Source organism: Janthinobacterium salmonicoloratum (genome assembly GCF_051380845.1).
GTDB lineage: Bacteria > Pseudomonadota > Gammaproteobacteria > Burkholderiales > Burkholderiaceae_D > Janthinobacterium > Janthinobacterium lividum_F.
Genome location: NZ_JBNYXV010000001.1, coordinates 1,635,825 through 1,659,201 on the forward strand (window position 1 = coordinate 1,635,825; position 23,377 = coordinate 1,659,201).

The window sequence follows — 23,377 nt, forward strand, 5'->3', positions numbered from 1 at the left end:
ACGGCAAGGGAACCCTCATCTTAGTGCGCACATGGGGCACAAGAAATAGGAGGATGGCAAGAGCGCATGTAGGATGAGTCCCGCCCACGGTAGCGTAGTTACTTTCAGTTTTCCACCAAAAGTACCAAACACTCAGCAGTTAGCGGGTAGCGGAAAAATCGCCGCGTCGGTCGTCACGTACACGCGCTCGCCAGCGGCTGGCCGCACCGCATGCCCCCCCGTAAAGGCGCCAAACGAGGGCAGGATGGCGCGCTGCTGGCCCAGCAGGAAACACGGCAGGCGCAAGCCGCCCCGCTCGGCGCGCAAGTGAAACACGGGATGCACGTGTCCGGCCAGCACATAGCCGGGCGCGACGGTGTCCGGGTGATGGCAGAACGACAGCTTGCCCACTTGGTGCGGCTCATTCACCATGCTGATGCCCAGCGCGGCGGCCGGATCGCCCGCATGCGCATCGTGGTTGCCGCGCACCACCGTCAGGCGCACGTCCCGATGGCGCGCGCGCCAGGCCAGCATGGCGGCCACGGTGGCGGCAGCATGCGCGGCGCGCGCGTGCAGAAAGTCGCCGAGAAAGACGATTTCCTCGCAGGCATACGTGGCCAGCAAGGCGTCAAGCGCCAGCAGGTTTTGCGTGGTGGTGCCGCGCGGCACGGGCACGCCCAGCGCACGAAAGGCGGCCGCCTTGCCGAAATGGATGTCGGCGATGATCAGCATCTTGCGCGCCGGCCAATATATGGCCTTGTGCGCCAGCAGCCAGACTGCTTCACCGGCCAGTTCCACCACGCAGTGCGTTTGCCGCTGCCCGCTCATGCGGCCGCCTTTTCCAGCGCGCTGACCAGCCGTGCCACCCGGTCCGACAGCTTTTCCGTCGTCAGCTGTTCGCGGAAGCGCTCGACCATCAGGCCGAAGGCAAAGGGCGAGGCGCGCTCCAACGGTTGCAGGGAAATCCGCCGTCCATGCAGCTCGCGCAAGGTGGCGCGCAAGCGCGTCAATTCCAGTTCCTGTTCCAGCACTTCGCGCTGCGCCTGCGTGAGCAGCAAATTGGCCGCATCGTGCTTGCGGAACACTTCAAAGAAGAGCGAGGACGAGGCCTGCAACTGGCGCGCGCTTTTCGGCTGGCCCGGATAGCCCTGGAACACAAGGCCGGCGACGCGGGCAATTTCGCGGAAGCGCCGCTGCGACAATTCCGTCGCATTCAGGCTGGCCAGCACGTCTGCGAGCAAGTTGTCCGTGCTGAACAGGGGAATATCGGCGCCGCTGGCGGCCGTCAACAGCGGCGCAAAATCAATATCGTCCGCGCCCAGCAATTCAAAGCCATAGTCGTTGACAGCGATCGACAAGGTGGCCGGCTGCACGCGCGCGATGCGGTACGCCAGCAGGGACGCCAGGCCCAGGTGCACCGAGCGACCGGCGAACGGATACACGAACAGGTGATGACCTTCGCGGCTGGACAAGGTTTCGAGCAAGAGGCTGGCGCGCGTGGGCAGGCTGGACCAAGTCTGCTGGATGGACAGCAGCGGCGCCAACGCGCGCATTTCCGGTCCGCTGGCACGCCCCTCTTGCGCCAGCTGCAACTGGTCCAGCACAGCGTGCGCCAGTTCCGACGACAGCGGCATCTTGCCGCCCTGCCAGCGCGGCACGGCGCCGCGGCTGCCCGTGGCGCGCCGCACGTAGGCCGTCATTTCATGCACGCGCACGAATTCCAGGATGCGCCCCCCAAACAAAAAATGGTCGCCCTGCTTCAGGCGCGCGATGAACGATTCCTCGATGCTGCCGATGCGGGCGCCACCGAGGAACTTGACCTGGATCGCCGCCTCCGACACGATGGTGCCTATGCTCATGCGGTGGCGCCGCGCCAGGGCCACGTCCGGCACGCGGTACACGCCCTCCTCATCGGGCAGCACGCGCCGGTATTCCGGATACACGGTCAGGCTTTGCCCGCCGCGCGCGACGAAATCGAGCGCCCATTGCCACTCGTCCATGGTCAGGTGGCGATACGACCAGGCGGCACGCACTTCCGCATACAGCGCCGGCGACTCGAAGCCGCCGCCCAGGGCGATCGTCACCAGGTGCTGCACCAGCACGTCGAGCGGCTTGTCCGGCACGGGGCGCGCTTCCAGGTGGCCCTGCGCCAAGGCCGCACGGGCAGCCGCCGCTTCCAGCAATTCCAGGCTGTTGGTGGGCACCAGGGTGACGCGCGAAATACGCCCCGGCGCGTGGCCGCTGCGCCCGGCCCGCTGCACCAGGCGCGCGATGCCTTTCGCGCTGCCCACCTGCAGCACGCGTTCGACGGGCAGGAAATCGACGCCCAGGTCCAGGCTGGACGTGCACACGACGGCTTTCAGTTCGCCCGTTTTCAGGTGCTGCTCGACCCACTCGCGCACTTCGCGGTCCAGCGAACCGTGGTGCAGGGCAATCAGGCCCGCCCAGTCGGGGCGCGCATCGAGCAGGTGCTGGTACCACAGCTCGGCCTGCGAACGCGTATTCGTAAACACCAGGGTGGTGGCGCTGCCCTCGATCTCGGCGATCAAGGGCTGCAGCATCTGGATACCCAAATGCCCGCCCCAGGGAAAGCGCGTGGGGTTGACGGGGATCAGACTGTCGACGAGGATGCGCTTCTTGACCTTGCCTTCCACCAGCACGCCGGCGTTTTCCTCGCCCAGCAAGACGTCCTGCGCCTGCTGCAAATTGCCCAGGGTGGCCGACAAGCCCCACGTCATCAATGCGCCATTCCAGCGGCGCAAGCGGGCCAGCGCGAGTTGCACCTGCACGCCGCGCTTGCTGCCCATCAATTCATGCCACTCATCGACGATCACGGTTTCCAGCAGGCTGAAACGTTCCTGGGCATCCACCTGGCTCAGCATCAGGGACAGGCTTTCCGGCGTCGTGACGAGCACCTCGGGCCAGGCCTTTGCCTGCCGTGCCCGCTGCGCGGCGCTGGTATCGCCCGTGCGCGCCTCGATGCGCCAGCCGGGAGCGAGCTCCGCGCCCGAAGCTTGCAGGGCGCGCACGGTGTCGGCCGCCAGCGCCCGCATGGGCGTGATCCACAGCACGCGCAAACCCTGCTTGCGTCCCTTGCGCGCCAGCCGCTCGGCGCGCAGCAAGGCGCCGAACCAGACGGCATATGTCTTGCCGGATCCCGTACTCGCATGCAGCAGGCCGGACTGCCCCTGCGCGGCAGCCCGCCAGACGGCGCGCTGGAATGGAAACACTATCCAGCCGCGCGCGGCAAACCAGGCGTCGATGCGCTGCGCCAGCGCGCTCTTGCTCATGGGGCGTCCTTCATGCGATGGTCGCCAGCATGGCCTTCAAGGTGGCCAGGGTATCCGCGTCGGCGATGGCCTTGTCTTCACGCCGGCGCAGGATGCGGGGAAAGCGCACGGCGATGCCCGCCTTGTGGCGGCTGGATGCGGCAATGCCTTCGAAGCCGATCTCGAACACCATCGTCGGCTGCACGCTGCGCACGGGGCCGAATTTTTCTATCGTCGTCTTGCGGATGACGGCATCGACCTGGCCAATTTCCGCATCCGTGAGGCCCGAATACGCCTTGGCGAACGGCACCAGCTTGCGTTCGCCATCCGCGTCGCCATCCGTTTCACTGTCCCATACGGCGAACGTGTAGTCCGTGTACAGCGACGCGCGCCGGCCGTGGCCCGCCTGGGCATAGATCAGCACGGCGTCGATGGCATACGGGTCGATCTTCCATTTCCACCAGGTGCCCACGTCTTTCGTGCGGCCCACGCCATACGCGGCCGACACGGCCTTGAGCATCAAGCCTTCCACGCCGCGCGCCCGCGATTCACTGCGGATGGCCGCCAGCGCGTCCCAGCTTGCCGCCTCGATGCGCGGCGACAGACGCAGCGCGGGAGCGTTCACGCCGGCCACCACGGTTTCCAGCAGCGCGCGACGCTCGACTTGAGGCAGCTGGCGCACATCCACGCCATCCATTTCCAGCACATCGTAGGCCACCAGCACGGCCGGCAATTCGGCCAGCAGCTTGGGCGACACGGTCTTGCGGCCCATGCGTTGTTGTAAATCGGCAAATGGCGCCGGCACGTCTCCCGGCTGCCAGATGAGAATTTCGCCATCGAGCACCGTGCCTTCGGGCAAGGCCAGCTGCGCCAGTTCGGGAAACCGCTCCGTGATCAATTCCTCGCCGCGCGACCACAGCCAGTTCACGCCCTCGCGGCGCAGCAACTGGGCACGCATGCCGTCGTATTTCCATTCGACCAACCACTCGCCGATGTCGCCCAGTGTCGCCGGGTCCGCCTGCAAGGGGTGCGCCAGGAAGAAGGGGTAAGGCTGGCCGCCGCGCAGCGCATGTTCGCCCTCCGCCTGCGCGGCGATCAGTTTGAGAAACCCCGCGCCCGTGGGACTGACCTTGCCATCGGTCCAGCCCATCAGGCGCTGGGCGATCAGCTTGCTGTCGACGGCGGCGATGGATGCCAGCGCGCGCGTCACCAGCAGCTTCGACACGCCCACGCGAAAGCCGCCGCCGATCAATTTGATCAGCAGGAAGCGTTCGCGCGTTTCCAGCTCGTCCCAGTAAGCCAGCAAATCGGCGCGGATGGTGTCGGGCGCCGCGCCACGCAAGGGCGCGATGCGCCGCTCGACCCACTCGGCCAGGCCGATGTCGCTGCGCCTGGTGGGCGCGGGCAGTATCAGGGCGACGGTTTCGGCCAGGTCGCCCACGGCGTGATACGCCTCGTCGAACAGCCAGGCATCGAGGCCCACCCTTTCGGTTGCATACTCGCGCAGCAATTTGGTGGGCACGGCCTGGCGCGGCTTGCCGCCGGCCAGGAAATACACGGCCCAGGCAGCGTTCTCGGGAGAGGCGCCGCGAAAATAGGCTTGCAGCGCCGCCAGCTTGCGGCTGGTAGAAGTAGTCTCGTCGAGTTCCGCGTAGAGCCGGGCAAAGTCACGCATGGGTGACGTCCTCCGCTGCCGTGGAAGCACCAGGCGCACTGTCATCGGCCTCGTCATCGCCATACTCCGTCTCGAAGCCGCCCGCCTGCCAGCCGTTTTGCTGCAGCCAGCGCACCATCACGGGAATCGAGCCATGCGTGACGATGATGCGTTCGGCCTGCGTGGCCTGGATGGCTTGTATCAGGCCGGGCCAGTCGGCATGGTCGGACAAGACAAAGCCCCGGTCCACGCCACGCCGCCGGCGCGCGCCGCGCAGCAGCATCCAGCCGCTGGCAAACGCATCGCTGTAGTCGCCGAAGCGCTTCATCCACGGCGAACCGGCCGCCGACGGCGGCGCGATCACCATCGCCGTCTTCAGGGCCGCCTTGTCCGTCACATCGCCCACCATCACGGTGGCGGGCAAGGCCACGCCGGACTCGCGGTAGACCTGCGTCAAGGCTTGCGCCGCGCCATGGCAGATGATGGGGCCGGTGGTGGCATCGAGGCCGGCCAGGATGCGCTGCGCCTTGCCGAAGGCATAGCAGAACAGCACGCTGGTGCGCCCTTCGGCCGCATTCCTGCGCCACCACTGGTTGATGTCATCATATATTTCCTGCGGCGCCTGCCAGCGGTAGATGGGCAGGCCGAAAGTCGATTCCGTGATGAAGGTGTCGCAGCGCACGGGCTCGAACGGTACACAAGTGGGGTCGGGCTGCAGCTTGTAGTCGCCCGACGCCACCCACACTTCGCCGCCGTGCCGCATGCGCACCTGGGCCGAGCCCAGCACGTGGCCGGCCGGATGCAGCGAGACTTGCACGCCGTGGTGTTCGATGGTGTCGCCATACGCGAGGCCCTGGATGGAAACGGCGCCCAGGCGCGCGCGCAACACCTGCTCGCCGGGCGCGGCGCACAGGTAATGCCGGTGCCCGACTCTCGCATGGTCGGCGTGCGCATGCGTGATGACGGCGCGCTCGACGGGGCGCCACGGGTCGATGTAGAACTGACCCGGCACACAATACAAGCCTTCCTTGCGCACCACCACCATGTCTGCCATGCCCTGCCCCCATGTAAAAAACGCACTGGAATGGGCTGATTCTAGCGCTCTTGCGCCAGATCACTGTTCGACAGCGCACCATGGCCTCACGCGGGGGCAACGAATTCCGCCATGAAGGTACGCGTGGTGTTTTCCGGAAAGGCAATGGTGACCTGGTCGCCTGCCACCGACAGCACGGTGCCGATCTCGTAGCGGGGCACGCGCACGCGGTTGCCGACGGCGATCTGGGGTGCCGGCGCCTGGATAGGCGCCAGCGGCAACTCGTCCAGGGTAATGGGGGCGGCCAGCGCGGGCGGCGACTGGCAATTATCGCAAGTGCAGCAGTGCTCGAAATCAGCGGCATCGCCAAAATAATCAAGCAGCAGTTTCCAGCGGCACAAGCCACTTTGCGCATACGCAACCATTTGCTCGAGCGCCTGTTTGTCGCGCTCCTGCTTGTCGACGTAGACCTGCGCCAGCTGCGCATACGAAGGCGTGGCGGCCGATGGGGATTTCAAGCTGTAGCCCAGCCTGCGGTCCTGGCGCAGCAGCTTGCCGTCTTTCAACAATTTCAGACACACCTTCAAGTGGCCGTCGGAAAACTCGGGCAGGCTGGACGCCAGCGCAGCGAACGCAAACGTGGCTGGCAGCTCTTGCGCGGCCGCCACGATGGCGGCCAATTCTTCGGCCGTGGGGTAATGCTTCGCCAGAAAGAATTGCTGCACCCGCTTGTCTTCCTGGAAATACAGCAAGGTACAGTCGGCGGGCAAGCCGTCGCGCCCCGCCCGGCCCGATTCCTGGTAGTACGCTTCCAGGTTGGCCGGCACCTGCAAGTGGATCACGAAACGCGTGTCGGGCTTGTCGATGCCCATGCCAAACGCGTTGGTGGCCACCATGATGCGGCGCTCGCCGCCCATGAACAAGTCCTGGTTGTGCTTGCGCTCGCGCGCCGCCAGCTTGCCGTGGTAGCACGTGACGCTCTCGCCCAATTCTGCCAGCCGCGCCGCCAGGTCCTCGACGGCCTTCACGGTGGCCGCATACACGATGCCCACGCCTTGTGTCTCGCGCAGCAGGCGCAAGACGGTATCCTGTTTTTCTCCGGCATTGGTGACCTGGATCACGCGGTAGCGCAAATTGGCGCGATAGATGCCGGTATTGATGAGCTGCAGCTTGCGCGCTTCCAGCTGAGTGTCGATATCGGCAATCACTTCCCTGGTGGCCGTGGCCGTCAGCGCCAGCACGGGTGGACGGCCCAGCGCGCGCAGGGCGGCCGCGATTTCCAGGTAGGCGGGACGGAAGTCGTGTCCCCACTGGGAAATGCAATGGGCTTCATCGATGACGACCAGGCTGGGCGGCGCGCTGGCCAGCAGCGACAGGAAGGCGGCGCTGGCCAGGCGTTCCGGCGTACAAAAGATGATGAGCCTGCCGCCCTGGCCTATGCGGGCGACGGCGTCGTCCTCTTCCGCGCGCGACAGGCTGCTGTTGAGCTGCACGGCCGTGATGCCCAGTTGGTGCAGCTTTTCCAGCTGGTCCTTCATCAGCGAAATCAGCGGCGACACGACTACCGTCGCACCGGGTAGCAGGGCGGCCGGCAGCTGGTAGCACAGGGACTTGCCGCTGCCGGTGGGCATGATGGCCAGGGTGTCGCGCCCGGCCAGCACGCTGTCGATGACGTCCTGCTGGCCCGTGCGTAACTGCGCCACGCCAAAGACGGAGCGCAGCAGACGCCGTATCTTGCGCTGGCGGGCACTGCCCGGGTCTTGCACTGCAGAAATGGTAGTCGCCATCATGGTCCGGTCCCTGACATGCCGGCGCCAACCGCCAGCCTGTCGTCACTTTACGGCCGGGCCTGGCGTACGGCCATAGGACGGCTGCTACAGCCCGCGTAGGAATTCAGGAAGCAAAGAGGATGGCCCAGAACAGCATCAGCAAGCCGGCAATCGACACGCACCACACGAGCGTGCGCACGACGGGTACGCCAAATGCGTACAGGGGTAGGTACAGCACGCGCGCGGCCAGGTACAGGGCGGCGCCATACAGGGTCAGCGCGCTTTCCTGCGCCGTCACGTGGGCGATCAGCACGGCGGCGGCGAACAGGGGCAGCGTTTCGAACAGGTTCGCCTGGGCCCGCTGCAAGCGGCCCGTGATCTTGCCGACGGGCGGGCCTTCGCCATCGCGCGCACTCACGTTATAGGCCGTGCCTGTCTCGCGCGTGCGAAACAGCGCGGGAAGCAGGATTTGCACCAGCGCCAGCACGAGGGCACACACTAGCATGGTCAGTTCAGGGGTCATCCTTTACCTCTGCGGGTGAGACAGGCAGGCCGCGCGGGCGCGTGCCCGTCAGGGTTGGTCGAGTGCCGCTTGCAACTCCGTCAAATCATAGGGCTTGCGCAAGACGCTGGCGGAAAAGCCCAGCTCGTCCATCGATTCCTTGCCATAGCCGGTAGAAAAGATGATGCGCATGTTCGGCTTCTCGCGCAGCACCATGCGTGCCAGCGCGATGCCGGACATGCCGGGCAGGCTGACATCCGTAAACAGGATATCGAAGTCTTGCTCGTTGAGCAACTCCCACGCCGCCTCGCCATCGGACACGCCGCTGACCGTATGGCCCAGCATGCCCACCAGTTCGCACACCATCAGCTGGGAATCGAGATTGTCTTCCACCACGAGTATCTTCATGGGTGTCGGCATGTCACCCTGCGGTGCCAAAGCATGGCCCGTCAAGTCCAGCCCCGGCGTGCCGCCTCCCTGCACGCTGGCCGCCGTGCTGCCTGCCACCGACGCACCGGACCGTTCGAACTGGCGCGCGCGCATTTGCTGCTGGCGGTTGGCCAGCACATGGCGCAGCTTGCGTGCCAGCTCTTCGCGCCGATATGGTTTGCTGAGCAATTCCACCCCCGCGTCGAGCCTGCCCTCGTGCACGATGACATCCTGCGCATAGCCCGAAGTAAACAGGACGGCAATATCGGGCTGCAACTCGCGCGCCTGGCGCGCCATCTCCGTGCTGCTGACGGGTCCGGGCATGATCACGTCCGTAAACAGCAGGTCGATCGGCGCGCCGCTGTGCAGCACGGCCAGCGCGCTTTCGCCATCCTCGGCCTTGAGCACCTTGTAGCCGAGCGCGCCGAGCATGTCGACCACGGTGGTGCGCACGCCCACGTCGTCTTCCACCACCAGCACCGTTTCCGTGCCGCCCGTGACGACGCCGCTCAATTCCAGCTCCTCGTCCGCTTCCGCCATCAGGGAACGGGGCAAATAGATTTTGACTCCCGTGCCCACGCCAGGTTCACTGTAAATGCGGATATGGCCGCGGCTTTGCGTGACGAAACCATACGCCATCGACAAACCCAGGCCCGTGCCCGCGCCTTCCGGCTTGGTGGTGAAGAAGGGCTCGAATGCGCGCTGCAGCACGGGGCCGCTCATGCCACGGCCCGTGTCGGTCACCGACAGCATCACATACTGGCCGGCCGGCACGTCGACCAGCTTGTGCACATACTGCTCGTCGAGCACGACATTGCCCAGCTCGATGGTCAGCTTGCCCACGCCATCCATGGCGTCACGCGCATTGATGGCCAGGTTGAGGATGACGTTCTCGATCTGGCTGCGGTCGACCAGGGTATTCCACAGTCCGCCGCCGCCCACCAGCACGATGTCAATCGCTTCGCCCAGGGCGCGCCGCAGCAGCGCATCCATGTTGCGCACTACGCGGGCCAGGTCGGCCACCACGGGTTGCAAGGGCTGGCGCCGCGCAAACGCCAGCAGGTGCGACGACAGCTTGGCGCCCCGCTCGACGGCGGCAATCGCCGTGTCCAGGCGCTGGCGCATCAAGGCATCCGTGCCCGCCAGGTGCTGCAACAAATGCAAATTGCCGGAAATGATTTGCAGTACATTGTTGAAGTCGTGCGCGATGCCACCCGTCAGCTGCCCCACGGCTTCCATCTTTTGCGCCTGACGCAAGGCGTCTTCGGCCTTGGTGCGCTCACCCACTTCCTGTTCGACCCGGTGTTCCAGCGTTTCGTTCAATTCATGCAGCGCTTTTTCCACGCGGCGCCGGTCCGTGATGTCCGTCTTGACGGCGATCAGGGAACGCGTCTGCCCCTGTTCGTCCAGCAAACGGCTGACATTGCTCGACACCCACACTTGCGAGCCATCGGGCTTCAGGTAGCGCTTTTCCAGCGAGAACGACTCGCCCGTTTCCACCAGGCGCTGGAACAGCACGCTGTTGCCAGGCACGTCCGCCGGATGCATGATGTCGTTCATGTTTAGGCTCAGCAGTTCCTCGGCGGAACGCCCCAGCATGCCGCACAGGGCGCCGTTGACGCGCAGGAAACGGCCATCGAGACCCAGCTCGCACAAGCCCACCGAGGCCTGGCCGAAAATGGCGGCCATGCGCTCCTGGCTGCCGATGAGTTCATCCTCGATCTGACGTCGCTCCGTCACATCGAACGAGACGCCCACGTAGCGGCGCTGGCCCGGCACGCGGCCGGCCACCACCTCGCCCTGGCGCGCGATCCAGCGCAGCGCGCCATCGGCAGGACGGCGGATACGGTATTCCACGTATTCGAGAGGATTGGTCGCCAGAGCAAGCTTGCTCGGTCCGACCTTTTGCTGGTCGCGCGCATCGACCAGGCTCACCAGCAGGCCTTCCGTCACTTCCTCCTCGTCGGCAATGCCCCACAGGCGGCGGAAGGTAGGCGACACCAGCATCGCGCCCGTCTCGGGGAACCATTCGAAGGTGCCGATGCCGCCCGCCTGCTGGGCCATGCGCAGGCGCTCCTCGCCTTCCATGCGCTCGGTGACGTCGATGCCCTCGACGAGTATGCCCGTGACCACGCCCTCGTCATCCTTGATGGGCTGGTAGACGAAGTCGATCTGGCGCTGGCCCGTCTTTCCGTCCGCCGTCTGCAAATCTACCTTCACCTGGCGCCCCTCGAAAGGTTCGCCCGTGCGGTAGACCTGGTCGAGCAGTTCGATGAAACCCTGCGCCTTGATTTCAGGCAAGGCCACTTCGACTGTCTTGCCCAGTAAATCGCGGTGACCCACCAGGCGCAGATAATGTTCATTCGCCAATTCGAACACGTGCTGCGGCCCGCGCAACAGGGCCATGAAGCTTGGCGCCTGCTGGAACAGGGCGCGCAGCAGCGCGCGTTCCTCACCCAGGCGGCGGTTGGCCGCGCGCACGGCCTCGCTCTCCATCTGCAAGGTGGTGTTGAGTTCGCCCAGCTCGGCCGTGGCCAGCTTCAGCTGGCGCCCCTCTTCCATGCGCGCCGTCAATTCGAGCGCCGTGCACAGCACGCCGTCCACCTGGCCGTCGGCACCATGCACGGGCGTGTAAAACAGGTCGAAACAGACATCCGCACGCTGTCCGTCGCGCAACAGCGGCAAACAGCACTCGCGGTGCACCTGCGTCTCGCCGCGCAATCCCGCTTCGAGGATGCGCGCGTTCCAGTTCCAGATTTCGGGCCAGACGACCGGCACCGTGCCGCCCAGCGCCGCCGGATGGCGCTCCCCGGCGATCTGGATGTAGTCATCGTTGTAAATCATCACGTGCTGCGGGCCCCACATCAGCACCATCGCCATCGGCGAATTGAGCACGATATCGACGCTGGTGCGCAAATTGGCGGGCCAGGCATCGAGTGCGCCCAGGCTGGTGGCGGACCAGTCGTGCCGGCGCACCAGCTCGCCCATGCTACCGCCGCCGCGCGGCCAGGATGGCGCGCTCATGTCGCCATTTCCGCTTGCACGCGCACCTGGCACTGGCGCGGGATGCGCACCGTTACCACCGTACCCTGCGCAGCCGTCGAACTGAGCTCGACCGTGCCGCCGTGGGCCTTGACGAACATGTTGACCGTGTACAGGCCCAGTCCCAGGCCCTGCCCCGTCCTGCGCTTCTCGCCCGCCTGCTGGAACGGTTCGAACAGGGTGGGCAGCAAGGCGGCAGGGATGACGCCACGATTGGCGATGCGCAATTCAATGCTGTCGGCGGCCCGTCCATCGAGAGCCAGTTGCACCGGCGTGCCCGCCTCGCCATGCGTGAGGGCATTGCATAACAGATTCGAGATGACTTGCGACAGCAAGCCTGCATCGCATTGCCCGTGCAGCTCGCCGACACTGCTGAGCTCGACAAGCGGGGCCTGGCCGGCCGTCTCGAATTCCTCGACGATGGCGCGCACCAGCGCCAGGTAGTCGTGCGTGCTGCTGCGCAACTCCATCGTACCGGAACGGATGCGCGCCAGGTCCAGCAACTGGTCGACCATCCGCGCCATCCGCTTGGCGCTGCTTTCGATGCGCTGCGCCGTGACGATCACCTTCGGGTGGTCGCTCATCATCGGCAGCAGCATGGCGCCATTCATCACCACAGACAAGGGCGTGCGCAAGTCGTGGCCCAGCACGGCCGTAAACAGTTCATTGAGGTGCAGTGCATGCTTGAGCTCGTCAAGCTGGGCCGACAATTCGCGTTTCTGCTGGTACAACTGCACCAGCACCGCCACCTTGCTTTGCAAGGCTTTCACATCGATGGGCTTGTACAGGAAATCGACGGCGCCCGCTTCGTAGCCACGGAAGCTGTAGCTGGGTTCGCGCGACGCGGCCGTGAGGAAAATCAGGGGAATGCTGCGCGTGCGCTCGCTGCCACGTATCAGCTCGGCCAGTTCGAAGCCATCCATCTGCGGCATTTGCACGTCGATCAGGGCCAGTGCCACTTCATGTGTCAACAGTAATTCCAGCGCCTCGGCGCCCGAGCTTGCCTTGAGGATGACAATACCGGGGCGTGCCAGCACGGCTTCGGCGGCGACCAGGTTTTGCGCGATGTCGTCAACGACGAGGATATGGATAGGATCGGTCACGGAATCATCTTCAGGCATCGCAACGGCAAGATGCCATCGTGTTTCGATATGGATATAAACATTGTTTCAATTCTCACATATATTACACGCACTGCTCTACTCCCACTCACTTGTGTTCGCCATCACCGAGCAAGGCCAGGCTGGCAGCCATCTGCGGCAAATCGAGCACGCGGTCGGCCCCAGCCCGCTTCAGCGCGGCGGCCGGCATGATGCCATAACTGGCCCGCTGCGGGTCTTGCACCCAGGCACTGCCGCCCAGCTGCCGCACGCGCGCCAGGCCCGCCGCGCCGTCGGCCGAGGCGCCCGTCAGGATGATGGCCAGCATGGCGCGCCGGTAGGCATACGCGGCCGTTTCCAGCAAGACATCGATGGACGGGCGCGAAAAATACACGGGCGCTTCCTGCGACAGGGAAAAACAGCCATCGGGTTCAACTTGCAGGTGGTAGTCGGGTGGCGCGAAATACACGACGCCCGCCGCCAGCGGCTCCTTGTCCTGCGCCTCGCGCAAGGGCAACTGGCAACGCTCCGCGTACAGCTGCGGCAGCTGGCTCGATCGGCCCGGCGCCAGGTGCAGCACCACCACCACGCTTGCGCGACAGCTGGCGGGCAAGGCGCGCAGCACGATGCCCAGCGCTTCCACGCCGCCGGCCGAGGCACCGATGGCGATCAGGCGCAGGCCGGCGGGCGGTGGCGCCACGTCGCAGGTCGGCAGCATGTCAGGCACGCTGGAAGATGCGCTCAGCCGGGCTCAGCTCGTTGAAGCTGGCCGCATGGCGGCTGAAATGCAGGCTTTCCTTCATGCCCAGGCCCAGGAAGCCCCGGTTTACCAGCGCTTCGTGGAACAGGCCAAGGCTGCGGTCTTGCAAGTCTTTATTGAAGTAAATCATGACGTTACGGCAGGAAACCATGTGCACCTCCGAAAACACGCTATCCGTCGCCAGGCTGTGGTCGGCGAAGACAAACTGGCGCCGCAAGCGCCGCTCAAAGATGGCGCCCTTGTAGGCGGCCGTGTAATAGTCGGACAGCGAGCGCTTGCCGCCCGCCAACTGATAATTCTCGCTGAACTGGGCGATGCGCTCGATCGGATAGATGCCCGCTTCGGCGGCGGCCAGCGCTTCCACATTGATGTCGGTCGCATAAATCATGCTGCGCTCAAGCAACCCCTCTTCTTCCAGCAAGATGGCCAGCGACCACACCTCTTCGCCGCTGCTGCAGCCGGCCACCCAGATCTTGATGGAGGGATAGGTATGCAGCATGGGCACGACTTTTTCGCGCAAGGCGCGGAAATACGCGGGATCGCGGAACATCTCGCTCACTTGCACCGTGAAAAACTGCAGCATCTGCGCGAACATGGCCGGCTCGTGCAAGATGCGGTCCTGCAATTGCGACAGGCTGGCGCAGCCGAAGCGCTCCATGGCCTGGCGCATGCGCCGGCGCAGTGAGGCCACCGAATAATCGCGGAAATCGTGCTGATACCGCAGCAGTATTCCCTCAAGCAATAACTTCAGTTCTATGTCGAAAATATCGTCATCTAGCAATTTGACATCCACCCTTCTATCCATGCTGCATCCCCGGCCCCGCACCGCTACACGGGTGCAGGAGGCCAGCTGAAATGCTAGCAGATCGCCGGCGATTATCGCGCAGGGAAAGTGCCAGTTAGGTACGCTGGCGTACGCTCGCGCGTCTTTTTTCAGGCATCCACGCCCTTCATGCCCTCGTCCGTATAACGCGCGCCCGCCGCCATGCCCAAGGGAAAGGCAGCGTTCATCGCCACCAGTTCGGCCCCGTCCAGCTGCACGGCCAGCGCGCCGAGGTTGTCGTGCAGGTAGGCGATGCGCTTGGTGCCGGGAATCGGGATGATGTCGTCGCCTTGCGCCAGCAGCCAGGCCAGCGCCAGCTGGGCCGGCGTGCAGCCTTTTGCGCGCGCGAGGTCCTTGACCTGCGCGACGATGGCCTGGTTGCGCGCCAGGTTGCCGGCGGCGAAGCGGGGATTGAACTGGCGGAAATCCCCCGCCTCGAGACTGGCCGCATCGGCGATGGTGCCAGTCAGGAAGCCGCGGCCCAGCGGGCTGTAGGCAAAAAAACTGGCGCCCACGTCGCGGCAGGCGGCCAGCACGCCCTGCTCCGGTTCGCGCGTCCACAGCGAGTATTCGCTCTGCACGGCCGCCACGGGGCAGATCGCCGCCGCGCGCCGCAAGGTGGCGGCGCTCACTTCGCACAGACCCACGGCGCGGATCTTGCCCTCTTGCCGCAGCTGCGCCAGCGCCCCCATCGAGTCTTCCAACGGCGTCTCGAGGTTCAGGCGGTGCAGGTAGAACAGGTCGATAGTGTCGAGCCCCAGGCGCGTCAGCGACGCGACACACGCCTGGCGGATATAGGCGGGGGAATTGTCGACGCGGCGCGCATAACTGCCCGCCTCGCGCGCCAGGCCGCACTTGGTGGCGACCAGGGCCTGGCCTGGGTGGCGCGCGAGGAAACGCCCCAGCAATTGTTCGTTGTGACCAAAGCCATACGCGTCGGCCGTGTCGAACAGGGTCACGCCCGCCGCCAGGGCCGCTTCCTGTGTGGCGAGGGATTGCGCCTCGTCGGTGGCGCCGTAGAATTCCGACATACCCATGCAGCCCAGGCCCAGTGCCGAGCTGCTCAAGCCGCTATTGCCGATGCGTCGTTGTTGCATGCTGCTCTCCTCATGTGGTGACTCAATGCAGCCAGTCTAGGCCGCGCCGGCGGGCGAGGGAATGCGCAATTTCGTGATACCTTTCTGGTATGAGAGCCCTCGACACCCATGCCCTGAGCCTGTTTTGCGCCGTCGCCCGCTGCCTGAACTTCCGCCAGGCGGCGGAGCAATTGCACATGACCCAGCCGCCCCTGTCGCGCGCCATCAAGGCGCTGGAAGAGCGGCTGGGCGCGCGCCTGTTCGAGCGCGACACGCAGGGTGTGGCCTTGACGCAAGCGGGCCGCACCCTGCTGCCGCAGGCCTTGCACATCCTCGCTTTGCTCGATGCGGCGCAAGCGTCGCTGCGGCAAGACAGCGCGCCCGCGCGCCTGCGCCTGGGCCTGACGAGTTCCGTGGCAGCCGGCCTGTTCCGTCCGCTGCTGGCGGCGCTGGAAGGGCAACTGGGCAATGTCCGCCTGGAACTGACGGCGGCGCCCTCGCCGCGCCTGGTCGCGGCCGTGCGCAAGGGGCAGCTCGATGCGGCCCTGCTTGCCCTGCCCAGCGCCACGTTCGAACTGGCCGTGCAGCCGCTGGCGCGCCAGCCCATGATGCTGGCCCTGCCCGCCGGCCACCGGCTGGCGAAGAGGCGCAAGCTCAGCCTGGTTGATATCGCCCAGGAATCCGTCTACTGGTTCGAACGGGCGCGCCAGCCCGCCTTCTTCGACCATTGCCAACAGGTATTTCGCCGGCATGGCTTCGCGCCCGCTTTCCTGCGCGAAGCGGTGGACCACCATGTACTGCTCGGCGATGTGGCGGCCGGCAAGGGCATGGCGCTGCTGGCCGACTCGTTCCGCGCGCTGCGCCTCGCTGGCGTGGCCTACCGGCCATTGGTGGAGGGTGAGGAATTGGCGGCCGGCATTGGACTGGCCTGGCGGCAAGAGCACGGCCATGCGAGCCTGCCCCTGCTGCGCAGGCTGGCGGCCGAACATCTGACGAAGTGAGCGGCCGCACGCGGATGCGCCAGACGCGCTACCATGGCGCCTTCCCCATTTTGCGCGCCACCACGACCATGACGTTTACCATCAGCGACGCCGCCTACGGCACCGATACCCCCGCAGCCAAGCACGCCATGTATGCGGACCTGCGCTCGCAGCTGCAAGGCTTGCTGTCGGGCGAGAGCGATTTCATCGCCAATACGGCCAACTTCAGCTCGCTGGTCTTCAACACCATGCCGGGCTTGAACTGGGCCGGTTTTTATTTCATCAAGGGTGATGAACTGGTGCTGGGACCGTTCCAGGGTAAGCCGGCCTGCATCCGCATCAAGAAAGGGCGCGGCGTGTGCGGCACCACCGTGGTCGAAGGCAAGTCCATCGTCGTGCAGGATGTGCATGCGTTTCCCGGCCACATCGCCTGTGACGTCAATTCCCGCTCGGAACTGGTGGTGCCGGTGTTTGCGAACGGCCAGATCATCGGCGTGTTCGACCTCGACAGCCCTTTGACCGGGCGTTTCGACGAGGTCGACGCGCAGGGCGTCGAATCGCTGGTGCGCGTGCTGGAAGCGGCTATCGTTGCAGCGTAGTCAGTTGCCGGACTTGACGGCGATGAATTCGCCCTTGCCGACGGTCGCCAGGCAAGCCGCGTAGCGGCTGTCGGCACGGATGGCGTCAAGGAACCCCGCCATGTCCGCGTAGTGCGAACTGGCGTTGTCAACCACCAGCACGCCGCCGTCCGCCAGCGCCCGGTCCAGCTGTGGCCACCACTGTACGTATTGCTGGCGCGCGGAATCGAGAAAGATGAAGTCGTAGGCGCCGTCAGCCGCATCGCGCAGCACGTCGCCCGCGTCCGCCAGCAACTGCTTGATCACGCCCTGCAATTGCGCACGTACAAAGTTGGCATGCGCCATGTCGAACTTGTCCTGCGCCTTTTCCACCGTCACCACGCTGCCGCCCAGCGCCTGCGCCGCGCGCGCCAGCCACAGGGTCGAGTAGCCGTTCGAGGTGCCGATTTCCAGTACCCGGCGCGCACCGCGCGCGTGCACCAGCACGGCCAGCAATTCGCCCGTGTCGCGCGTAATGTTGAGCATGCGGCTGGCGCGCTCCGCGTGCGCCGCATCGTTGCTGCTGCCAAATGCTTCAAGTTCGCTCAACAGGGTATCAATGTCAGGCATGATGTCTCCTTGTTCAAAACATCAGCATAGCAAAAAAACCAAGTAATCCTCGGGAAATTATTGTGAAATTATGACGAACAGAACCGGATGCTATGCAAGGCGCCTGTTGCGACGCAGTGCAAGCACTGCTAGCAGCGGGCAACGCTGCAGAACGCCGGTTATGGAAGTCAGAAATCACAATAATTTATTGGGGGTTACTTAAGCGCTGGCGCGGCGGCGCAGGGGGCGCTTCAGGTACTGCACCATCACCACGCCCAGCAGGGTCACGCCGCCGCCTATCACGTCGTAGCTGTGCAAGGTTTCACCGAGGAACAGCATGGCGATGGTCACCGTGAACACGGGCAACAGATTCATCAATGTCGTCACGCGGCTGGGACCCAGCTTGGCCAGGCCATGCATCCACAAGAATGGCGCGATGATGGACGCGGGGATGCCGGCAAACAGCACCAGCGGCAAGCCGGCGCTGGTGACGGGCGGCGCGGACTGGCTCAGGTAATACACGAACAGCACGGGCACGGCGCACCAGACCTGGATCAGCAGGGAGTGCCAGTTATTCAGGGGAATCTTCCAGCGCTTGAGCAGCACGCCATAGCCCGCGTACGACAAACACGCCAGCAGCATCAGGGCGTCGCCCAAGGCCGCGCCATGGGCGATCAGCGCGGCCGGGTCGCCATGGCTGAGCAAGTAGCCGAGTCCCAGCAGCGACACGAGGCCGCCAAACACGCCGCCCACGGTAGGCGCTTCGCCCAGCAGCAATACGGACAGGCCCACGGCCAGCAGCGGCATCAGCGATGCGAGGATGCCCATGTTGGTGGCCGTCGTCGTTTGCGCCGCGATGTACGCGAGGCATTGGTACATGACCATGCCCAACATGCCCAGCACAAACAGTTTGCCCAGATACGGTTTCACAACGGCCCGCTGCTTCCACACGGCCCGGCCAAACACGAGCGCCAGCAGCACGCCGGCCAGCAGCCAGCGGTAAAACGAGATGGCTGCCGGATCGATCACGCCCACGGCCATCTTGCTGACGATGGTATTGATGGCCCAGATCAGCACGGCGATCACGGGAAACAGATAATGCTTGGCTTTCATGCAAGAACTCCATTATTCAATGAGCGCCATTTTCGCATGGTCCGATTCCATGGATATAATGCATACCGGACAAACGATGCGAAGAACAGGACAAAACAGGAGACACGATGGCCAGCAACCAGCATTTCCCCGCCGTTTCCGACGCCCTGCCCTACCCCGTGTATTTTCGCCTCGACGATTATCACGCGCACCAGCAGTTCGATTACCAGAGCCATCCGTGGGGACAGCTCACGTATTGCTCCACGGGCGTGATGGAAATCATGGTGGCGGGCCAGCGCTATCTGTCGCCGCCCCAGTACGCCGTGTGGATACCGCCCGAGACCTTGCACGACGGCTATATCCGCCAGGATGTCGTATTTCACTCGGCCTATATCGATGCCAGCCTGTGCGCGCAACTGCCGGCGCAGCCGTGCGCACTCGTCCTGAGTCCCCTGCTCAAAGCCATCCTCGGCGACTTTGCCGAACGGGGCGTCACCACGCCCGCCACCCAGGCCGACCAGCGCCTGGCGCAGGTGCTGGTCGACCAGTTGCAGCTGGCGCCGTGCAGCCGCAACTACCTGCCGGGCAGCGACGAGCCCGTCATCGCGGCGCTGCTAGCCGCCCTGCAGGCGGATCCCGGCAGTAACCGCTCACTGGCCGAGTGGGCCGCGCAATTGCACGTTACCGAGCGCACCCTGGCGCGCCGCTGCCAGCGCGAACTGGGCATGCCGTTTGGCGAATGGCGCCAGCGCCAGCGTTTCCTGGCGGCCCTGCCCCTGCTGGAAAAGGGAGAAACCGTGCAGGCGATCGCACTGGAACTGGGCTATAGCACGGCCTCCGCCTTCATCGCCATGTTTCGCCGGCAAAGCGGCGGCACGCCGGACCAGTTCCGCCGCGGCCTGCGCTGACAAAGCGGACCGGCGCCGTCCGCTTTGTCATATGAGGATGCTAAAATTCAAACATCTTTCCAGAGAGCAAAAGGACGCGCATGAACCCCAGCACCGAAACGGCCACCGATACCCAAGGCAGCGAGGACGTGCCCCAGGCATCAGCATCGGCCGTGACGGCGCCTGCTCCCCTCAAGCTCGACAAGGAGGAAGCCCCCACCGTACTGGGCAAGCTGCGCACCCTGGTGCAGGACAAGACGCGTTTCGAGCCGCACGACATCACGCCGCTGGGCGAGGAAGACATGCTGCAGGATTTTTCCCTGCAGGCCAATTACGCGCTCGAGGCGCGCTTCGAGCAGCGCGTCATCAATGGCTACTTCGCGCCCTCGGGCAACGACTGCCGCTGCCAGGGTGGCCTGCACGAGGTGGGAGCACTCGCTCACGCGCAGGAGAAGGAACGCCTGCGCCGCGCGGCGGCAAAGCTCGACAATGCCTTGCGCCTGGCGGGCCAGGCCTACAACGGCGTCGAGGCAGGCGTCTACCTGCCACACGCCGTCAAGTACTGGCACCTCGATACCTGCAGCGCCTGTTCCGGCAAAGGCCGCATCGGCTGCCACACCTGCCACGGTTCGACCACGGAAACCTGCTGGAGCTGCCATGGCGGGCGCACCGTCAGCTGCGACGCGTATGGCTGTTACGGCAGCGGCAAGGTGTCGTGCTCGTATTGCAGCGGCAGCGGCACGGTGTCCGAGCAAGTCACCGACTACGTCACGGTGCAAGTGCCCACTACCACCTACAGCAACGGCAGTTCGCACACCAGCTACCATAGCGAAACGCGCACGCAGTACCGCACCGAGCATCGCAATTGCTACCATTGCAGCTTCGGCAAGGTCAGTTGCAACAGCTGCCACGGTTCCGGCAACATCAATTGCGGCACCTGCCGCGCCAGTGGCAGCGTCACCTGCCGTACCTGCAGCGGCGTGGGCGACTTGCGCTGCAACCCGTGCGACGGCTCCGGCAAGGTGGGTAAGGCGGCCTGGGTCGATGTGCATGTGACGCCCGGCTACAGCGTCAGCCTGCCCAAGCAGGCGCCCGACGACGCGCGCCGCATCCGCGACAAGGAGAGCGTGCACTCACTGGCTGCCATTGCCAGCAGCGTGGCCCTGGCGAAAGTGAGCATTTACAATGAAGACCAGCCGCAGGAAGTCGACGCCCTGTATGGCGCCAAGCTGCGCATCGTGCGCCTGGATGCATCTTGCAACGCAGAAAAGCATCACCTGGTGGCGTACGGCACCGACTTGCGCTGGCTGACGCTGGACGACATCGTGGAAAAGCTGCTGCGCGGCGACCTCAAGGCGCTCAGCGACGCGCTGGCCGGCAGCGCAGACGACGGCCTGTTCTCGGCCCACGTACAGGGCTTGCTCACGCCACTGCGCGACGTGGCCGCCTCGGAACTGAATGCGGACGTGATCGAGCCTATCCTCAGCGGCGAAGCGGACCACGCGCACGTCGATGTCGTCTCCGCCGACTATGCCAACAATGTGCGCACCTGCGTGCTCGGCGCCTTGCGCCAGGTCTACACGCGGCTGGCCAAGCAGTTCTGGTGGAAAAGCGCGCTGGTCGCGCTGGCCGCCGCCATCGCCACCTGGTTCTTCGCGGGCCGCGGCGCCGCCGCCGTCGCAGGTTTACTCGTCACGGGCGCCGGCTACTGGCTGTTCAACCGCAAGGTCAAGGCCGTGCTGAGCGAGGCGCTGGGCGGCCAGCAGCAAGCCGAAAGGGCCATGCGCATCGCCGGCAAGGGCCGCCGCAACCAGCTGGCGCACGTGCTGATCCTCGCGCCCGCCAGCCTGGCCGTGCTGGCCGCCAGCTATGGCTTGCCCGTGCGCATGCGCCCGGTTGCCGCGCCGGCGCAGGCGGCCATGGCGTCGGTGCCCGTCGCGCCCCATGCGCCGGCCACCGTGCCGCAGGACGCCAGTAGCGCCAAAGCCGTCAAGCTGTACGAAAATGGCGACAAGGCGCAGGCGCTAGCCATGCTGGAAAGCCTGGTCGGCAAGGGCGACGCTGGCGCGTATGGTTTATATGGCTGGATGCTGCTGATGGGCGAAGGCAAGCCCGGCCCCGTCACCGCGCCGACGGCGCAGCAACGCGAAGCGCGCCAGGTAGCCGCCAAGCCCCTGATCGGCAAGGGCCTGGTGAAGAACGACAGCTATGCGCTGACGGCGAAAGGCGTGATGCTGGCCGAAGGCTGGCAGGAAGCACGCAACATGGCGCGCGGGCTGGACCTGCTGAAACAGGCCGCGAACAAGGGCAATACGCAAGCCATGCATTTGCTGGGCCTGTACCACGTGCGCGGCTACCAGATCCCCGTCAATCACAAGGAAGCGCGCAAATGGTTCACCCTGGCCGCCGACAAAGGCAGCGCGGGCGATATCTACAACCTGGGCCTGATGGACTGGGAAGGCGCGGGCTTGAAGCGCCCCGACCGCGCCAGCGCCATGCAGCGCTGGAAGATCGCCGCCGCCATGGGCGAGGAACGCGCGATCAAGGCGGTAGCCCAGGGACAACCTTAAGCGGCTGCCGCCAGCGCCTGCAAGGCCATCGGGTTCGGCGTCGGCTCGCCGACTTTCGTCAGCAGGTTGCGGTCCGTGTGGTGGAACGGTTCGTCCTTGCCGCGAATGAGCATGACCGTGTCTTCATCGTAGCCCCAGGTGCCGTCGGCGTGGATGTCGACCTTGATGCGGTATTCGACGGTGGTGAACGCGTGTTCGAGGAAGGGGTTCGAGCAGATGCCGTAGGCTGTCGAGTCGCGCTTGGCCACCAGTTCGAAACTGGTGGCGTCAGCCGTCGTCGTACCGGACGCCATGGCGATCTGGCCGCGCGGAATGGCCAGGGTCTGGATCACGGTACCCGTGGCCGGCTCCCACAGCCAATAGCCCACCTGCTCATGGTAGGTTTTCACTTGATCCGGCTTGGTGATGTGGATGTAGTAGCGCAAGCCGTAGAACAGTTGCGGGCCGTTGGTGACGGGGTCGATCGGCTGCAGTTCGATGCGCTCGACAAACGCCTGCTTGCGCGGGCCGTCGGCTTTCGGCTTGACGTCCAGGCCGCGCGTGCCCGTCCAGATGCCGGCCATGCCGGTCAATGGGCCCAGGTTGTTCAGGGTGTGCACGTCGGCGGACGGCTCGGTGTAGATATCTTCGGGAAAATCGCTCATGCGGAAGTCTTCAAAATGGGGCAACAGTGCTTGCCGCCATTGTAAGACGCGCGCCGCCGGCGGCAAAGCGCCAGCCGTCAGGGAAACTGCGTATTGTGGCGCTCGATGAACAGCAGGGCCGCAGCGGCCAGCGCGGGACGCTGCGCTTCAAACACGGCTGCATCGCGCGTTTGCAGCAGGTTGGCGGCCACCTCGGGCAGGTCCAATGCACCGGCGATGAACGCCGCCACCGCGTCGACGTTCACGTACAGGGCGCTGTCGAAGCCTTCCCAGTCCACATAGGCCAGCCACTCGGCCAGCATCACCACGCCGGCGACGGGCGGCGCCAGGGCGGCGATGCGCCCGGCGCGCAGCACACTGTCCGTGCCGATCTGCTCCTGCTGCTGCACGGCCAGCGCCACGTGCTGTAGCGCGTCTTCCGGGTCGCGCCGGTATTTGTTCAGCAAGCGCTGCGTCAGCGTGTAGCGTTCGGCGTCGATGCCGCGCAAGGCGGCTGCCACGTCGTAGTCATGCAGCGCCAGGTGGCGCACCGCGCAAGCCGCGTCCACGCCGGCTTTCGCGGCGACGATATCGGTGAGCTGCTGCCGGCGCGCATCATCCAT

At 65.3% G+C, this 23,377-nt stretch carries 19 protein-coding genes; 4 read left to right on the top strand and 15 right to left on the bottom strand.

The features are described from left to right. Nucleotides 1–132: 132 nt before the first annotated feature. The 11 genes from pdeM to ACQ4WY_RS07660 form a co-directional block, all read right to left on the bottom strand. Nucleotides 133–807: a ligase-associated DNA damage response endonuclease PdeM gene (gene pdeM, locus ACQ4WY_RS07610; protein WP_436503482.1), complete on the bottom strand. Its 675-nt coding sequence runs from the start codon at nucleotides 805–807 to the stop codon at nucleotides 133–135. After that, nucleotides 804–3,269 (bottom strand): ligase-associated DNA damage response DEXH box helicase, encoded by a 2,466-nt coding sequence (locus ACQ4WY_RS07615; protein ID WP_436503483.1) that lies wholly within the window; start codon nucleotides 3,267–3,269, stop codon nucleotides 804–806. Before ACQ4WY_RS07615 ends, pdeM begins: the two co-directional genes overlap by 4 nt. A gap of 10 nt (nucleotides 3,270–3,279) precedes the next feature. Continuing rightward, nucleotides 3,280–4,923, bottom strand: coding sequence for an ATP-dependent DNA ligase (locus ACQ4WY_RS07620; RefSeq protein ID WP_436503484.1), 1,644 nt, complete (start codon nucleotides 4,921–4,923; stop codon nucleotides 3,280–3,282). Further along, nucleotides 4,916–5,956, bottom strand: coding sequence for a ligase-associated DNA damage response exonuclease (locus ACQ4WY_RS07625; RefSeq protein WP_436503485.1), 1,041 nt, complete (start codon nucleotides 5,954–5,956; stop codon nucleotides 4,916–4,918). Before ACQ4WY_RS07625 ends, ACQ4WY_RS07620 begins: the two co-directional genes overlap by 8 nt. An 86-nt stretch (nucleotides 5,957–6,042) precedes the next feature. After that, complete coding sequence (locus ACQ4WY_RS07630) at nucleotides 6,043–7,725, bottom strand: RecQ family ATP-dependent DNA helicase (RefSeq protein WP_436503486.1); 1,683 nt, start codon at nucleotides 7,723–7,725, stop codon at nucleotides 6,043–6,045. Nucleotides 7,726–7,828: 103 nt separating this feature from the next. Continuing rightward, nucleotides 7,829–8,227, bottom strand: a complete 399-nt coding sequence (locus ACQ4WY_RS07635; RefSeq protein ID WP_436503487.1) for an MAPEG family protein — start codon at nucleotides 8,225–8,227, stop codon at nucleotides 7,829–7,831. Nucleotides 8,228–8,275: 48 nt separating this feature from the next. Continuing rightward, the gene (locus ACQ4WY_RS07640; protein ID WP_436503488.1) at nucleotides 8,276–11,659 is read right to left on the bottom strand and encodes a hybrid sensor histidine kinase/response regulator; all 3,384 of its coding nucleotides are present in this window, start codon (nucleotides 11,657–11,659) and stop codon (nucleotides 8,276–8,278) included. Beyond that, nucleotides 11,656–12,780, bottom strand: a complete 1,125-nt coding sequence (locus tag ACQ4WY_RS07645; protein WP_436503489.1) for a hybrid sensor histidine kinase/response regulator — start codon at nucleotides 12,778–12,780, stop codon at nucleotides 11,656–11,658. The genes ACQ4WY_RS07640 and ACQ4WY_RS07645 overlap by 4 nt, the downstream gene beginning before the upstream one ends. 106 nt (nucleotides 12,781–12,886) lie before the next feature. Continuing rightward, nucleotides 12,887–13,495: a chemotaxis protein CheB gene (locus ACQ4WY_RS07650; RefSeq protein WP_353660505.1), complete on the bottom strand. Its 609-nt coding sequence runs from the start codon at nucleotides 13,493–13,495 to the stop codon at nucleotides 12,887–12,889. A 1-nt stretch (nucleotide 13,496) separates the two neighbouring features. Then, complete coding sequence (locus ACQ4WY_RS07655) at nucleotides 13,497–14,342, bottom strand: CheR family methyltransferase (RefSeq protein ID WP_353660504.1); 846 nt, start codon at nucleotides 14,340–14,342, stop codon at nucleotides 13,497–13,499. 128 nt (nucleotides 14,343–14,470) lie between these two features. After that, complete coding sequence (locus ACQ4WY_RS07660) at nucleotides 14,471–15,457, bottom strand: aldo/keto reductase (protein ID WP_436503490.1); 987 nt, start codon at nucleotides 15,455–15,457, stop codon at nucleotides 14,471–14,473. A gap of 89 nt (nucleotides 15,458–15,546) precedes the next feature. Here ACQ4WY_RS07660 and ACQ4WY_RS07665 point away from each other — a divergent pair, with 89 nt between their 5' ends. After that, on the top strand, nucleotides 15,547–16,437 hold the full coding sequence (locus ACQ4WY_RS07665; protein ID WP_436503491.1) for a LysR family transcriptional regulator: 891 nt from the start codon (nucleotides 15,547–15,549) through the stop codon (nucleotides 16,435–16,437). Between the two features lie 68 nt (nucleotides 16,438–16,505). After that, nucleotides 16,506–17,015 (top strand): GAF domain-containing protein, encoded by a 510-nt coding sequence (locus ACQ4WY_RS07670; protein ID WP_436504412.1) that lies wholly within the window; start codon nucleotides 16,506–16,508, stop codon nucleotides 17,013–17,015. Here ACQ4WY_RS07670 and ACQ4WY_RS07675 read toward each other — a convergent pair whose 3' ends face one another. Then, complete coding sequence (locus ACQ4WY_RS07675) at nucleotides 17,016–17,603, bottom strand: O-methyltransferase (RefSeq protein ID WP_436503492.1); 588 nt, start codon at nucleotides 17,601–17,603, stop codon at nucleotides 17,016–17,018. It lies immediately after the preceding gene. Between the two features lie 198 nt (nucleotides 17,604–17,801). Further along, nucleotides 17,802–18,695 (bottom strand): DMT family transporter, encoded by an 894-nt coding sequence (locus ACQ4WY_RS07680; RefSeq protein ID WP_436503493.1) that lies wholly within the window; start codon nucleotides 18,693–18,695, stop codon nucleotides 17,802–17,804. A 107-nt stretch (nucleotides 18,696–18,802) separates the two neighbouring features. Here ACQ4WY_RS07680 and ACQ4WY_RS07685 point away from each other — a divergent pair, with 107 nt between their 5' ends. Together ACQ4WY_RS07685 and ACQ4WY_RS07690 are read left to right on the top strand one after the other, a co-directional pair. Then, complete coding sequence (locus ACQ4WY_RS07685) at nucleotides 18,803–19,582, top strand: AraC family transcriptional regulator (RefSeq protein WP_436503494.1); 780 nt, start codon at nucleotides 18,803–18,805, stop codon at nucleotides 19,580–19,582. Between the two features lie 80 nt (nucleotides 19,583–19,662). Beyond that, nucleotides 19,663–22,131: a tetratricopeptide repeat protein gene (locus ACQ4WY_RS07690; RefSeq protein WP_436503496.1), complete on the top strand. Its 2,469-nt coding sequence runs from the start codon at nucleotides 19,663–19,665 to the stop codon at nucleotides 22,129–22,131. Here ACQ4WY_RS07690 and ACQ4WY_RS07695 read toward each other — a convergent pair. Both ACQ4WY_RS07695 and ACQ4WY_RS07700 read right to left on the bottom strand, forming a co-directional pair. Continuing rightward, entirely contained in the window at nucleotides 22,128–22,775 is a 648-nt protein-coding gene (locus tag ACQ4WY_RS07695) for an FABP family protein (RefSeq protein WP_436503498.1), read from the bottom strand. The genes ACQ4WY_RS07690 and ACQ4WY_RS07695 overlap by 4 nt on opposite strands. A 77-nt stretch (nucleotides 22,776–22,852) precedes the next feature. Continuing rightward, on the bottom strand, nucleotides 22,853–23,377 hold the full coding sequence (locus tag ACQ4WY_RS07700) for a hypothetical protein (RefSeq protein ID WP_436503500.1): 525 nt from the start codon (nucleotides 23,375–23,377) through the stop codon (nucleotides 22,853–22,855).